This is a genomic window from Mangrovicoccus ximenensis, from assembly GCF_003056725.1.
GTDB lineage: Bacteria > Pseudomonadota > Alphaproteobacteria > Rhodobacterales > Rhodobacteraceae > Mangrovicoccus > Mangrovicoccus ximenensis.
Window position 1 is genome coordinate 688,742 of record NZ_QBKZ01000001.1, and the last position, 13,997, is coordinate 702,738.

The 13,997-nt window shown below is 66.9% G+C and carries 14 protein-coding genes and 2 pseudogenes; 13 read left to right on the forward strand and 3 right to left on the reverse strand.

The annotated features are described in order from the left end of the window. Positions 1-161: 161 nt before the first annotated feature. The 6 genes and pseudogenes from C7T91_RS03865 to C7T91_RS33260 all read left to right on the forward strand — a co-directional run bounded on the left by C7T91_RS03865 (position 162) and on the right by C7T91_RS33260 (position 5,908). Positions 162-1,274 carry a C4-dicarboxylate TRAP transporter substrate-binding protein gene (locus C7T91_RS03865; protein WP_236638035.1) on the forward strand — a complete coding sequence of 371 codons (1,113 nt, stop codon included), beginning with the start codon at positions 162-164 and terminating at the stop codon, positions 1,272-1,274. 63 nt (positions 1,275-1,337) lie between these two features. Beyond that, positions 1,338-2,390 (forward strand): amidohydrolase family protein, encoded by a 1,053-nt coding sequence (locus C7T91_RS03870; protein ID WP_108258057.1) that lies wholly within the window; start codon positions 1,338-1,340, stop codon positions 2,388-2,390. A gap of 238 nt (positions 2,391-2,628) precedes the next feature. After that, entirely contained in the window at positions 2,629-3,222 is a 594-nt protein-coding gene (locus C7T91_RS03875; RefSeq protein ID WP_108258058.1) for a LacI family DNA-binding transcriptional regulator, read from the forward strand. 26 nt (positions 3,223-3,248) lie between these two features. Next, positions 3,249-4,306: pseudogene (locus C7T91_RS33250) on the forward strand (dipeptidase). 41 nt (positions 4,307-4,347) lie between these two features. Beyond that, positions 4,348-5,715, forward strand: coding sequence for an ABC transporter substrate-binding protein (locus C7T91_RS03885; RefSeq protein ID WP_201741954.1), 1,368 nt, complete (start codon positions 4,348-4,350; stop codon positions 5,713-5,715). After that, positions 5,663-5,908 (forward strand): glycine cleavage T C-terminal barrel domain-containing protein, encoded by a 246-nt coding sequence (locus C7T91_RS33260; RefSeq protein WP_236637960.1) that lies wholly within the window; start codon positions 5,663-5,665, stop codon positions 5,906-5,908. The genes C7T91_RS03885 and C7T91_RS33260 overlap by 53 nt, the downstream gene beginning before the upstream one ends. Before the next feature lie 273 nt (positions 5,909-6,181). On the opposite strand, the pseudogene C7T91_RS33265 reads toward C7T91_RS33260, so the two are convergent. From C7T91_RS33265 to C7T91_RS03905, 3 genes and pseudogenes are all read right to left on the reverse strand, one after another. Further along, a pseudogene (locus C7T91_RS33265) lies at positions 6,182-6,787 on the reverse strand (DNA cytosine methyltransferase); the annotation flags it as partial. 5 nt (positions 6,788-6,792) lie between these two features. Beyond that, positions 6,793-7,425: an MT-A70 family methyltransferase gene (locus tag C7T91_RS03895; RefSeq protein WP_108258059.1), complete on the reverse strand. Its 633-nt coding sequence runs from the start codon at positions 7,423-7,425 to the stop codon at positions 6,793-6,795. Positions 7,426-7,913: 488 nt separating this feature from the next. After that, positions 7,914-8,393 (reverse strand): Lrp/AsnC family transcriptional regulator, encoded by a 480-nt coding sequence (locus C7T91_RS03905; protein WP_108258060.1) that lies wholly within the window; start codon positions 8,391-8,393, stop codon positions 7,914-7,916. Between the two features lie 139 nt (positions 8,394-8,532). Here C7T91_RS03905 and C7T91_RS03910 point away from each other — a divergent pair, with 139 nt between their 5' ends. From C7T91_RS03910 to C7T91_RS03940, 7 genes are all read left to right on the forward strand, one after another. After that, positions 8,533-8,835: a DUF2849 domain-containing protein gene (locus C7T91_RS03910; protein ID WP_108258061.1), complete on the forward strand. Its 303-nt coding sequence runs from the start codon at positions 8,533-8,535 to the stop codon at positions 8,833-8,835. A 31-nt stretch (positions 8,836-8,866) separates the two neighbouring features. Next, the gene (locus tag C7T91_RS03915) at positions 8,867-10,543 is read left to right on the forward strand and encodes a nitrite/sulfite reductase (protein ID WP_108258062.1); all 1,677 of its coding nucleotides are present in this window, start codon (positions 8,867-8,869) and stop codon (positions 10,541-10,543) included. Beyond that, a complete protein-coding gene (locus C7T91_RS03920; RefSeq protein WP_108258063.1) occupies positions 10,533-11,291 on the forward strand; it encodes a phosphoadenylyl-sulfate reductase in 759 nt (252 codons plus the stop codon). The genes C7T91_RS03915 and C7T91_RS03920 overlap by 11 nt, the downstream gene beginning before the upstream one ends. Beyond that, on the forward strand, positions 11,288-11,704 hold the full coding sequence (locus tag C7T91_RS03925; protein WP_108258064.1) for a DUF934 domain-containing protein: 417 nt from the start codon (positions 11,288-11,290) through the stop codon (positions 11,702-11,704). Before C7T91_RS03920 ends, C7T91_RS03925 begins: the two co-directional genes overlap by 4 nt. A 100-nt stretch (positions 11,705-11,804) precedes the next feature. After that, complete coding sequence (locus tag C7T91_RS03930) at positions 11,805-12,644, forward strand: ferredoxin--NADP reductase (protein ID WP_236637961.1); 840 nt, start codon at positions 11,805-11,807, stop codon at positions 12,642-12,644. A 184-nt stretch (positions 12,645-12,828) separates the two neighbouring features. Next, entirely contained in the window at positions 12,829-13,323 is a 495-nt protein-coding gene (gene infC / locus C7T91_RS03935; RefSeq protein ID WP_269100157.1) for a translation initiation factor IF-3, read from the forward strand. Between the two features lie 287 nt (positions 13,324-13,610). Then, entirely contained in the window at positions 13,611-13,940 is a 330-nt protein-coding gene (locus C7T91_RS03940) for a hypothetical protein (RefSeq protein WP_108258067.1), read from the forward strand. Positions 13,941-13,997: the final 57 nt, after the last annotated feature.

Here is a 13,997-nt window from a genome sequence, read left to right on the forward strand (position 1 = left end):
CCGTCCCGTCCCTGACCTGCGCGCTGCCGACGGCCCGCGTTCCGCCCGCAACGGCCGGACCTGCCGCGCAATGGCACGGTTATTGCAGCTCCGCCGCCATCCGGGGATCGGGCGGGGAGCTGCCCCGCCCGCGGAATTGGGAGGACATTGCCTTGAAGAACATGTTGATCGGCTGCGCTGCGCTCTTGGCCACGGCGGCCGTCCCGGCGGGGGCGGAGACTTTCCGTGCCGCGGGCTGGGTGAACGGAGAGTCGCCCAGCGGCGTCTTCATCAAGTATTTCGTCGATTTCGCCGAGGAATATTCCGGCGGCAGCCTGGAGTTCGAGGGCTTCACCGGCGGCGTGCTGTTCCCCGCCGAGGGCGAGGTCGCGGGCCTCTCCTCGGGCGTGGCGCACATGTCGAGCGTGACCTCCTCCTACGCACCGTCGGACATGCCGAACGACACGGTGATCACCGACGTGTCCTTCCTGGCCGAGGACCAGCTGGCACTGGCCTTCGCCGCGACCGAGCTGCGGTTCCTGAACCCGGCGCTGCAGGCGGAATATGACGGGCACGGCATCGTCTTCGCCGGCTCCTATTCCCAGAGCGTCTACAACCTGATCTGCGATTTCGTGGTGACGGGGATCGACGACTTCAAGGGCAAGAAGATCCGCATCACCACCAGCTCGCATGGCGACTGGGTGCGCGATGTCGGCGGCGTGATCGTCAGCGTGCCGGGCGGCGAGATCTATACCGGGCTGCAGCGCGGCTCGCTCGACTGCGCCTTCGGCACGCCGCTCTTCCTCACCGACTATTTCAGCCTGATCGAGGTCGCGGAGTCGGACTATCTGCTGCCGATGGGGTCGAATTCCAACGGCGGCTACTTCTTCAACGCCGATTTCTGGCAGGACCGCACGCCGGAGGAGCGCCGCATCCTGCTGAACGCGATCTCGAGCGCGCTGGCGATGAACATGGCGGAATGGGGCGCCAAGGCGGTCTCGGCGCTGGAAGAGGCCGGAAAGGCCGGCGTGACCCTGGTCGAGCCCGAGCCCGCTGCGGTCGAGAAGCTCGACGCGATGAAGGCGCATTTCCTCGACGGGCTGGCCCAGACCGAGATGGACAAGCGCGGCATCGAGGATCCGACCCCGATCATCGAGGGACTGCTCGAGGGCATGGAGCGCTGGAAGGTCCTGCTGGCCGATGTCGACACCACCGACTGGAAAGCGCTGGACGCGCTGATCCAGCGCGAGATCTACAGCAAGGTCGATGTCGAAACCTACGGCATGGGCTCCTGACCTTCTGCCCGGGCGGCCGGGCGGCCGCCCGTTGCGGCAAGGGGCAGGGGATCGGGAGACGACATGAACGAGCATATCTTCGCCACGGTGATGGCGCCTGACGACCGGTTTCTGGCGCTGGCGCCCGAAGAGCCGGTCCTGGAGCCTGAGCTGCCGGTCATCGACACGCACATGCATCTGTGGCACCGGCAGCCGGACCCGCCGTACTTCGTGCCGGAATTCGCGCAGGACATTGCCGCATGCGGCCACAACGTGGTGGGCAGCGTCTTCGTCGAATGCCACACGATGTACCGCAATTCGGGCCCCGACCACCTGAAATGGATCGGCGAGACCGAATTCGCGGCCGGCCAGGCCGCCATGTCCGAAAGCGGCGCCTATGGCGCGCGGGGCATCGCCTCGGCCATCGTCGGCTTTGCCGACCTGCGGTGCGGAGACCGGCTGCGCGACACGCTGGAGGCCCATGTGGCCGCCGCCGGCGGCCGGTTCCGCGGCATCCGCCAGCGGGCGAAATGGGACGCGGACCCCAAGGTCAAGGGCAGCTGGAGCGCCGACGCGCCGCATCTCTATCTCGATCCGGCCTTCCGGGACGGGTTGAGGACGCTGGCCGCGATGGGCCTGTCCTTCGATGCCAGCATCTACCACCCGCAGCTTCCCGACGTGGTGCAGATGGCGCGCGACACCCCGGAGGCCGAGATCGTGCTGATCCATTCCGGCAGCCCGGTCGGGCACAATTCCTACCGCGGCCGCGAAGCCGAGAACCATGCAGTCTGGCTCGACGGGATCAAGGCGCTGGCGGACTGCCCGAACGTCTCGGTCAAGCTGGGCGGCATTCTGATGAACCTGGGCAACTACGATTTCACCGCTGCCGCACGGCCGCCGGGGTCGCAGGAGCTGGCCGATCTGTGGCGGCCCTACATCGAGCCCTGCATCGAGCATCTGGGGGCGGGGCGATGCATGGTGTCGTCGAACTTCCCGGTCGACAAATGCGGCTTCCCGTACCGGACCGTCTGGAACATGTTCAAGCGGATCACTGCCGGATGTTCCGAGGCCGAGAAGGCGCTGCTCTACAGCGGCACGGCGCGCAGGGTCTACAAGATGGCGCCGCAGGACGGCTGAACCGCAGGGCGGCCGGACGGGCCGCCCGCCGCGGCGGACGCAGGCTTGGCTGCCGTGACTGCCCCGCGCTCCGAACCAGGCTCATCCGGCCGCCGCCTTCCGGCGGCCTGCTGTGTTCCGGCTGCCCGGCTTTTGTGCACCCGTTGAACCGGGCTCGCCGGATCCTGATTAAACGTTTAATTCGCCGTTGACCCCAAGGCGAGTCGCTGCTTAATCGTTTCACCAACGAGGGGGCGGCATGGCCAGCATCAAGCAGATCGCACAGGATATCGGCGTTTCGGCCGCGACGGTCTCGAACGCGCTCACCGGCAAGGGGCGGGTGTCGAAGGATCTGGCCGGGCGCATCCGGGCCCGGGCCGACGAGCTGGGCTACCGCCCGAGCAGCGCGGCGCGCGCGCTCAAGACCGGGCAGAGCGGCATCATCGGCCTCGTCATGCCCGATCTCACCAACCCGCTCTTCCCGCGCATCGCGCAGGGCCTGTCGATCGCCGCCGAGGCGCGCGGGCTCGGCATCCTGATCGCCGACTCGCGCACAGGCGGCGCGCGGCGTCCCATGGCGAGAGATCGCCCAGGTCGCGGGTCAGCGGCGGGCGGGCGGCGCCTCCGGGGCGCGGATCGGACAGGCTCGATGCGGCGGTCATGGCAGCGGCTCTTAGGGCGGAACGGGCGGCGGATCAAATGCTGCCTGCGGGAGGCCGGCCGATTCCGCGGAAATCCGGGCAGAGCCCCGTGCCCGACGGGGCTCTGCCCGGATTTTCGGCGCGCCGCGACGGCAACTTGTTATTGCATGAACATTTTCCTTCCCCGGCCGGATTCGCCTCTGCTAGCCTGAATGTGACATTGCCGACGGAGCCCCCCTTGCACCCGACCCTCCCCCCCGTCTTCGACGGTCACAATGACGTGCTGACACGGCTCCTGCCCCATGGTCCGGCTGCGGCGGCCGCGCGCTTCGCCCAAGGCGGCGAAGGCGCGATCAACCTGCCCAATGCCCGCGCGGGCGGTTTCGGCGGCGGCTTCTTCGCCATCTGGATCGCCTCGCCGAGCGACCCGGCGGTCAAGTTCGACCAGATGACCCGGGCGAGCTACGACATGCCCCTGCCCGAGCCTGTGCCCTTCGAGGCCGCCCGCCGATCGGCAGAGGACGAGATCGCCGTGCTGGAGGCTCTGGAGGCTGCCGGAAGCCTCGCCATCTGCCGCAGCGTGGCCGAGATCCGCGCCGCGATGGCGGCGGAGAAGATCGCCGCGATCTTCCATATCGAGGGCGCCGAGGCGATCGGACCGGATCTGGCGGAGCTCGACGGCTACCACGCCCGCGGGCTGCGCTCGCTCGGCCCGGTCTGGAGCCGACCGACGATCTTCGGCCATGGCGTGCCGTTCCGCTATCCGTCCTCGCCCGATACCGGCCCCGGCCTGACCGGCGCGGGCGAGCGGCTGGTCCGGCGCTGCAACGAGCTGAAGATCATGATCGACCTGTCGCATCTCAATGCGGCCGGGGTGGCGGATTGGCGCGGATTTCCGACGCGCCGCTGGTCGCGAGCCATTCGAACGCCCATGCGATCTGCCCGCACAGCCGCAACCTGACCGACGACCAGCTGCGGATGATCGCCGAGAGCGACGGCATGGTCGGCCTGAACTTCGCCGCCGCCTTCCTGCGGGAGGACGGCAAGATGCTGGCCGACGTGCCGGCGGAGATCTGCCTGCGCCATCTCGACCACATGATCGGCATCCTCGGCGAGGACCGGGTCGGGCTCGGCTCGGACTATGACGGGGCGGTGGTGCCGGAGGCGCTGGCCACGGCGGCGGGCCTGCCGGTGCTGCGCCAGGCGATGCTCGACCACGGATACGGAGCCGAGCTTGTGGCGAAGCTCTGCAAGGACAACTGGCTGCGGGTGCTGGAAAAAACCTGGGGGGCGTGACCCGCGCTGCGATCCCCCGGAACCGACAGAGAGGATACGAGATGACAGCGTTCAGCCGCCTGATGGCAAGCGCCGCCCTTGGCGCCGCGGTTCTGGCAGCGGGGATGCCCGCGGCACTGGCGGAAACGCCGCCCAACATGCTGGTGATCGCCAACCGGATCGACGACATCACCTCGCTCGACCCGGCCGAGAGCTTCGAGTTCTCGGGCGCCGACGTGATCCGCAACCTCTACCTGAAGCTCGTCAATCTCGATCCGATGGACATGGAGGCGGGCTACAAGCCCGAAGTGGCGGATAGCTGGGAGGTTTCGGAAGACGGCCGGACCATCACCTTCGAGATCCGCGACGGGCTGAGCTTCCAGTCGGGCAACCCCGTCACGGCGGCGGATGTGGAATTCTCGCTGCGCCGCGCGGTCGTGCTGAACAAGACGCCGAGCTTCATCCTGACCCAGTTCGGCTTCACCGCCGAGAACGTGGCCGAGACCATCGTGGCCGACGGCAGCACCGTCTCGATCACCACCGACAAGCCCTATGCGATCTCCTTCGTGCTGAACTGCCTGACCGCCACGATCGGCGCGATCGTCGACTCGAAGCTCGTCATGGAGCACGAGGCCGACGGCGACATGGGCAATGGCTGGCTGAAGACCCATTCGGCGGGCGCCGGCGCCTATTCGCTCGACGGCTGGACGCCGAACGAAAGCGTCATGATGACGGCCAACCCGGAGTTCTACAAGGGCGAGCCCGCGATGAAGCGGGTGATCGTCCGCCATGTCCAGGAAAGCGCCAGCCAGCGGCTGATGCTGGAGCGCGGCGACATCGACGTGGCGCGCAACCTGAACCCCGAGGATGTCGCCGGCATCGCCGATACCGAAGGCCTGCGCATCGACGAGGAGCTGGGCGGCCAGCTGATGTATCTCAGCTTCAACCAGAAGAACCCGGAGCTGGCCAAGCCGCAGGTCCGCGAGGCGATGAAATACCTCATCGATTACGCGGGGATGGAGGCGTCCTTCCTGAAGGGCCAGTGGGCGGTGCAGCAGAATTTCCTGCCGCTGACCTTCCAGGGAGCGGTCGAGGAAAATCCCTTCAGCCTCGACATCGAGAAGGCCAAGGCGCTCTTGGCCGAGGCCGGCGTGCCCGAGGGCTTCACCATCGAGGCGGGCGTGCGCGAGGCGCAGGAGCGCATCGAGATCGCCCAACGAGCTGAACGGCCAGACCACCGCGACGATGCTGGGCATGGCGCGGATGGTCAGCGCGAAGAAGGACTCGATCGGCGCGCTCATGAGCCGCCGCGGCGGGCTGGCGGAAGACCGCCGCCGCCTGGTCGGGTTGATTCCGGTCGATGCCGCCGATCCGGTGGTGGCGGGAAGCCATCTGCTGGCGCCCGGCGCGCCGCAGGACATGGCGCATGACCAGGGCTGGATCACCTCGGCCTGCTTCTCGCCGCATCTGGGGCACATGATCGGGCTCGGCTTCCTCGAGGACGGCGACAGCCGTCTTGGGCAGGAGATCATCGCCGCCAACCCGCTGGAAGGCCGGAACGTGCGGCTGCGCGTGGCCTCCGCGCATTTCATCGACCCCGAAGGAGGGCGCCTGCGTGACTGACCTGACCCCGATCACGGCGCTCGGCCGCCATGCCCCGCGCGAAGCCTGCCATGGCACGCTGGCGCTGCGCGAACAGCCCGGCCTGGCGCTTGCCTCGCTGGCCCCGGCCCCGTCGGCGAGGCTGCGCCCGTCGACGCCAAGCTTGGCCCAGGCATTGCGCGCGCGGGTCGGGCCGAGGTCGGGGCCGCCATGCTTCAGCGAGCCGCCGACGATGGTCGGGGCGATCTGGTTGGCCTTTTCGGCCCAGGCATCGGCGCCTTCCCAGCCACCCTCGGCCATCTGGTCGCGCAGCAGCTGGCCGACCGACGGGGCGGTGTCCTTCTGCGGCTCGGGCCATTCGAATTCGGCGCCTTTCGACATGCCGACGATCACCACCCGCGGGCGCAGCTGGCTGACGCCGAAATCCGAGGCCGAATAGAGCCGCCAGCCAACCGTGTAGCCGAGCTTTTCCAGCGCCTTGCGGAAATCGTTGCGGAAATCCTCGAAGGTCGGGTCGAGGAAGCCGCGGACGTTTTCCACCATGATCGCGCGCGGGCGGCTTTCGTCGACGGCGCGCAGGAAATCGGGGAAGAGGTTGCGTTCGTCCTCGGCGCCGAGCTGCTTGCCGGCCTTGGAGAAGGGCGGGCAGGGCAGGCCGCCGGCCAAGAGGTCGATGCCGCGATACGGGCGGGCGTCGAAGGTCTTCAGATTCGCCTGGTCGCCCGACAGCACCCGCCATTCCGGGCGGTTGAAGCTGAGCGTCTTGCGGCAGACGGCCTCGACCTCCACCAGGGCTTCATGCGCGAAGCCGGCGCGTTCCAGGCCAAGGGCCTGTCCGCCGGCTCCGGCGCAGACCTCGACTGAGGCAATCTCGCAATGCATCGGGGGGCTGCCATCCATTTCCGTCACTCCGCCGCAATCGCCGAATTATGGGCGTAGGTCTTCCAGTCCGGTTTGTAGTCTGCATCGGCCTGGTTGCCCCAGACCGTCCAGCCTTTCCGGACGCCGCGGCCGAAGAGCTCCAGATACGGCCCCCACGAGCAGGATTCAATCAGTTCGTACTGCTCATCGGGTTTGCGCGAGTGTTCACGCTTGCGGGTTTGCAACATGTTCACCTGGCTGCGCGCCGGGGCGAGGGTGCGGGCATTGCTGCCGCGCGTGCCGAAAAGCAGCAATTCCGTCACGTTGCGGAAGTAGAAGCCGACGCCGCGCCCGTCCGAGCCGCCATCCTTGCGCACCTTGTGCCAGACGATGTTCGACTTGTATTCGAATCCCCAGGCGGCCAGCACCTGCAGTCCTTCGGGCAGCAGCGCATTCGGCACCCACATGTAGCAATGCGCCCGGTCGGCGAGGAAATCCGCAACCGGCAGGGCGCAGATGTCCTGCAGCTCCATCGTCGGATAGCGGGTCAGGCGCCGATGCTCGGGCGCGACCTTGCCGGTGCGGTTGGCAAACCGCCAGGGCGGGTCCGCGAGAACCGTGCCGAAGCGGTCATTCCCGAGAAATTTGCATAAATCTAGGGCCGCTTCATTGGTCATGCGCCAGATGTCGTCCTGCTTGTTCGTGGGTCTTCACGAACACTAAGCGAACACCGGATCCAAGGCAACGCTTTCGTCCCCGCCCGGGCGGCTCAGATCGCGATCTGCTGGTCGAGGCGGCTCTGCACCATGTTGCGCAGCCGCGCAAGCGCCGTGGGATTGGCGGCGCCGCGCGCCTGGGCGCGCAGGATCGCCTCGGCGGCGGCGCAGAGCGGGCCGTCCTCTGCCAGCTGGCCCCGCCATCCTCCGACCGCCAGACGCCCGCGCCGAACCAGCCGCTGCCGCCCGCCGCCCAGATCCGGCCGCCCAGCCCGATCGCATGGTTGACCGGCCAGCCGCCGCAGAACGGCCCGGAGACCCGCCAGCCATCGCCGCCGTCGATCAGGAATAGACCCTTGGTGGTTCCGACCAGAAGACCCGTCCCGGCCATGCCGCCCTCCCTGGTTGCCCCAGGGGAATCATGCCACAGCACGCGCGTCCGGCGAAGCTCAGTCTTCGCCGAGACCGGGAATGGGCAGCGAGGTGGTCGCCTTGATCTCTTCCATCGACAGGAGCGCGGTGACGTTGAAGATCCGCACCTCCTTGATCAGCGCCTGATAGAATTCGTCATAGGCCCGGGCATTCGCCACGCGGACCTTGAGGATGTAGTCGATGTCGCCGGCCAGCCGGTGCGCCTCCAGAACCTCCGGTCTTTCGCGCAGCGTTTTCAGGAACTTCTGCTGCCATTCGGCCTCGTGCTCGGAGGTGCGGATCAGCACGAAGAAACAGGCCTCCAGACCCAGCGCCTCGGGGTCGAGGATCACCGTGTCGGCGGTGATCACCCCGGCCTCGCGCAGCTTGCGGATGCGGTTCCAGACCGGGGTCTTCGACGCGCCGACCCGGCGGGCGATTTCGTCCAGCGACTGGCTGGCATCGCGTTGCAGAGCGTCCAGAATTCTGCGATCTACGGCGTCGAGCTGAACAGCCATGGCCAATCCCTCCCTGAAAGAGCAAGATTATCCTAGCATGCGACATTGCGCGGGACAAAGTTCTTATTTGGAGGGGAACCTAGCGTGAATCGGGGAATTTGTTCTATATAACCCCCAACCAGAGACTGAAGGACGCCCCATGGCCCGTGCATTCACCCCGAAGGTCGTCACCGCCAACGACCTGATCGAAGGCGACGTGATCTATCTGACCGAGACGGATCAGTGGACCCGCCACCACAACGAGGCGGAACTGATCGAGGACGAGGCGCATGCCCAGCTGCGCCTGCTCTTCGCCAGCGGCCAGCCCGCAAAGGTCGTCGGCGCCTATCTGGCGGATGCCAAGGCCGGTCCGGACGGACCCGAGCCCGTGCATTTCCGCGAAGCCTTCCGCGCCAAGGGGCCGTCGAACTACGCCCACGGCAAACAGGAAACCCGGGCCTGAGCCCGCGCAAGCCCTTATCAGGAGCCCGCTCATGTACACGTATTCCGAGTATGACGACGCCTATGTCCGCCGCCGCGTTGCCGAGTTCGCCCAGCAGGTCGAACGCCGCATCGACGGGTCGCTGACCGAGGACGAATTCAAGCCGCTCCGGCTCATGAACGGGCTCTACCTGCAGCTCCACGCCTACATGCTGCGCGTGGCCATCCCCTATGGCACGCTCGACAGCGCCAAGATGGACCAGCTGGCCTATATCGCGGAGAAGTGGGACAAGGGCTACGGCCATTTCACCACCCGCCAGAACATCCAGTACAACTGGCCGAAGCTGCCGGACGTGCCCGCCATCCTGGAGGCGCTGGCCGATGTCGGCATGCATGCGATCCAGACCTCGGGGAACACGATCCGCAACGTGACCGCGGACCATTTCGCCGGCGCCGCCGCCGACGAGATCGAGGATCCGCGTCCCGTCGCCGAACTGCTGCGCCAGTGGTCGACCGACCACCCGGAATTCCAGTTCATGCCGCGCAAGTTCAAGATCGCCATCACCGGCAGCCCGAACGACCGCGCCGTGACCAAGGCGCATGACATCGGCCTGCGCATGGTCCGCAACGAGGCGGGCGAGCCCGGCTTCGAGGTGATCGTCGGCGGCGGCCTCGGCCGCACCCCGATGGTCGGCAAGGTGATCAACGAATTCCTGCCGAAAGCCGACCTGCTGCCCTATTGCGAGGCGATCGTCTCGGTCTGGAACACGCTCGGCCGCCGCGACAACAAGTACAAGGCGCGCATCAAGATCACCGTCGCCGAGAACGGGCTCGACACGTTCCGCGCGCTGGTCGAAGAGCGCTTCGCCGAGATCCGTCCGGAATTCACCGGCGTCGACCAGGAGATCTTGGCCTCGATCGAGAAGGAATTCACGGCACCGGCCTTCCGCAACGCGACCGCCGAAGCCTTTGACGCCGCCTATGGCGCCGACCCGGTCTTCCGCTCCTGGGCGGATACCAACCTGGCCGAGCACCGCGTCGACGGCTATGCGATCGTCACCATCTCGCTGAAGGCCCACGGCCAGACCCCGGGCGACGCCTCGGCCGACCAGATGCGCGTGATGGCGGATCTCGCCCGCCGCTACGGCCATGACGAGCTGCGCATCAGCCACGAGCAGAACGTGATCCTGCCGCATGTCCACAAGTCGGACCTGCCGCTGGTCCATGCCGAGCTGCTGCGCGCCGGGCTGGCCACGGCCAATGTCGGCCTGATCTCGGACATCATCGCCTGCCCGGGCATGGATTACTGCGCGCTGGCGACGGCCCGCTCGATCCCGGTGGCCGAGCAGATCGCGACCCGCTTCGACGAGCTGAAGCTCGAGCACGAGATCGGCGAGATGAAGATCAAGATCTCGGGCTGCATCAATGCCTGCGGCCACCACCATGTCGGCCATATCGGCATTCTCGGCCTCGACCGCGCGGGCGTGGAGAACTACCAGATCACGCTGGGCGGCGACGGCACCGAGACCGCAGCCATCGGCGAGCGCACCGGACCGGGCTTCGCCTATGACGAGATCGTCCCGGCGATCGAGAAGATCGTCGAGACCTACCTGAAAGAGCGCGAGAGCGCCGAAGAGCGCTTCCTCGACTGCTACCGCCGCGTGGGCATCAACCCGTTCAAGTTGGCCCTCTACGGCGAAGACGCGAAAGGCCGTGCCCGTGCCGCTTGAAGCCGTCCCCCTCCCCCCCACGGAGGACCGGGTTGCCTACCTGAACGACAGGTACCGGCACCACTCGGCCACCTCCGTGCTCGAACGCGCGCTGTCCGACCCCCAGGTCGGACGGATCGCCATGGTCTCCAGCTTCGGCGCCGAATCCGTGGCGCTCCTGCACATGGTGGCGGTGATCAACCCGGAGACCCCGGTGCTGTTCATCGACACCCACATGCTGTTCCAGGAAACCCTCGACTACCAGACCGAGGTGGCCGACAAGCTGGGCCTGTCCGACATCCGCCGGATCACCGCGACCCAGGTGCAGCTCGAGGCGCATGACCCCGACGGGCTGCTGCACACGCAGGACACCGATGCCTGCTGCAACCTGCGCAAGACCGTGCCGCTGGAACATGCCCTGTCGCGCTTCGACGCCTGGATCACCGGGCGCAAGCGGTTCCAGAGCTCGACCCGCGCGGCGCTGGAATTCTTCGAGGCCGACGGCCCCAACCGGATCAAGGTCAACCCGCTGGCGCATTGGGCGCCGCAGGATGTCCAGGATTACATGGTCAACAACCGCCTGCCCCGCCACCCGCTGGTGGCCCAGGGCTATCCCTCCATCGGCTGCGCGCCGTGCACGTCCAAGGTGGCGCCGGGCGAAGACCCGCGCTCGGGGCGCTGGCGCAACCAGGAGAAGGAGGAATGCGGGATTCACTTCATCAACGGCAAGATCGTGCGCGGTCCGCTGCCGAAAGGAGACGCAGCATGAGCGTGATCGTCACGGACAGCGGCTTCGCCGCCGAAGACTGGACCGCCGGCTTCATCGCCATGGGCGAGCTTCCGGCCGAGCATGACGGCCCGCTGGCCGTGGATGTGCCCTCGGACGGCAATGTCGCCGAGCTGAAGGACCGGGTCGGCCAGATCGACCTGATCCGCATCGACTTCCCCAGCTTCGCCGACGGGCGCGGCTTCACCCTTGCCGGCCAGCTGCGCCGCATGGGCTTCCAGGGCCGCCTGCGCGCCAAGGGCCATGTCATCGCCGACCAGTACGCGATGGCCCGCCGGATGGGCATCGACGAGGTGGAGATCTCCGAGGAGCTCGCCGCCCGCCAGCCCGAGGACCAGTGGACGTTCCGCGCCGACTGGAGCGCGTTCCACCACCAGGCCCGCCTGCGCGGCTGATCTGGATCAAGGAAAGATGTAACGGCTGTGCGCTTTATGCTGCTATGCAGCAGCGCACCCCCATGCGATGAAGGCCGAGAGTATGACGATTCAAGAAAACATGACCGATTCCGCCATCACCTCCAAGCCGGTGACCCTGCCCGACGCACAGACCGTGACCGAGGTCCAGCATTACACCGACCGGCTGTTCCGCTTCCGCTGCACCCGGCCTGCCAGCCTGCGCTTCCGCTCGGGCGAATTCGTGATGATCGGCCTGATGGGCGATCCCGACCCCAAGACCGGCAAGCAGAAGCCGCTGCTGCGCGCGTATTCCATCGCCTCCCCCTCCTGGGACGAGGAGCTGGAATTCTACTCGATCAAGGTCCAGGACGGCCCGCTGACCTCGAAGCTGCAGCACCTGAAGGTCGGCGACCAGATCATCCTGCGCCCGAAGCCCGTCGGCACGCTGGTGCATGACGCGCTGCTGCCGGGCAAGCGGCTGTGGTTCTTCTCCACCGGCACCGGCTTCGCGCCCTTCGCGTCGCTGCTGCGCGAGCCGCAGACCTACGAGGATTACGACGAGATCGTGATCACCCATACCTGCCGCGACGTGGCCGAGCTGAGCTATGGCGCCGAGCTGATCGAGAGCCTGAAGACCGACGAGCTCCTCAACGAGCTGATCGGCGAGGGCTTCTGGAAGAAGATCCGCTACTACCCGACCACCACCCGCGAGGAGAGCCCGAAGATGGGCCGGATCACCACGCTGCTGAAGGACGGCACCGTGTTCCGCGATCTGGGCATCGACGCAGGCAAGATGGATCCGGCGATCGACCGCGCGATGATCTGCGGCTCGATGGGCCTGAATCTCGATCTTAAGGAAATTCTCGAAGGCTATGGCCTCGAGGAAGGCGCCAATTCCGACCCGCAGCAGTTCGTGGTCGAGAAAGCCTTCGTCGGCTGACACGCCGGCAACAGCCGCAAACGCAGCGGAAGCGCGATTTTCCCCTGAAAACGGGGCAGATCGCGCTTGAAACGCTGCGTTTGCGGCTCTATCTTTACGCACCAATCCCGACCACCATCGAAGGAACGTCGACATAGCTCGCAGACCCCATAACGCGCCCCCGACGCGTGACACCGGCCCCCGCATCAATGGACGGATCCGGGCGCCTGAAATCCGGCTTATCGGTGCAGACGGCGAAAACGTCGGTCTCTGCACGCCCTCGCGCGGCATGGAACTTGCCGAGCGCGCAGGTCTTGACCTGGTGGAAATCTCGCCCAACGCGACGCCGCCGGTCTGCAAGATCATGGATTTCGGCAAATACAAGTACGAGACCCAGAAGCGGGAAAGCGAGGCCCGCAAGAAGCAGAAGATCATCGAGGTCAAGGAAGTCAAGTTCCGTCCGGGGACTGACACCCACGACTACGATGTGAAGATGAAGAACGTCTTCAAGTTTCTGGAAAAGGGCGACAAGGTGAAGGTCACCCTGCGCTTCCGCGGCCGCGAAATGGCCCACCAGAACCTCGGCCGCGAACTTCTGGAGCGCGTCGCCGACGACGTGAAGGAAATCGGCAAGGTCGAGAACATGCCGAAGATGGAAGGCCGCCAGATGGTCATGATGATCGGCCCGACCGCCAAGTAAGCGGACCGGAACCGGAGACGAGGGGCGCCTGGCGCCCCTTTTTCTTTGCCTGATGGCTGCCCGTCCGGCCTATTGACGCAGCGGAATGCACGGAGTTCCGCGCAATCCGCCCCGGTCAAGCCAAGTTCACTTTTACCTTCGCCCGCTCCCCCCTATCTATGAAGGGGTCCGGTCCCGCCGGAGGCAGGGTGCGGGCCGGAACGACAGGCGGAGACTCATTTGCAACGGATCGCATTCTTCCTTCTGCTGGCGCTGATCGTCTACGTGGCTTTCGGGGGGGCTGGCTGATGGCGCGGCGCTACGCTGGCAGCTACAGCCCCGACCCGGCCGAAAAGGCAGCGCCCCGCGCCCACCCCTGGCAGGGCAAGGTCCCCACGCGTCTCGGCGCGCGGGTCAACATCCTGTTCGCCCTGCCCTTCCTCTTCGTCATCCCCGCCTTCTTCTCGCCGCCGATGGAGATGGCCGCCGATCTGGCCGCCTTCGGCGCGATGATGCTCTCGGCCTGGCTGACCCGCGAGGGCATCCGCGCCGAGGCCGCCTATGACGCGCGCACCGTGGCGCGGCGTCCGGCGATCCCGCGCAAGCTGTTCGGCTCGGCCGCGATGGGGCTGGGCTGATCGAGCCGGAAACGCCGCCGCGGCGGCCGCTCTGGATCTTCGGCGCGGGCCATGTCG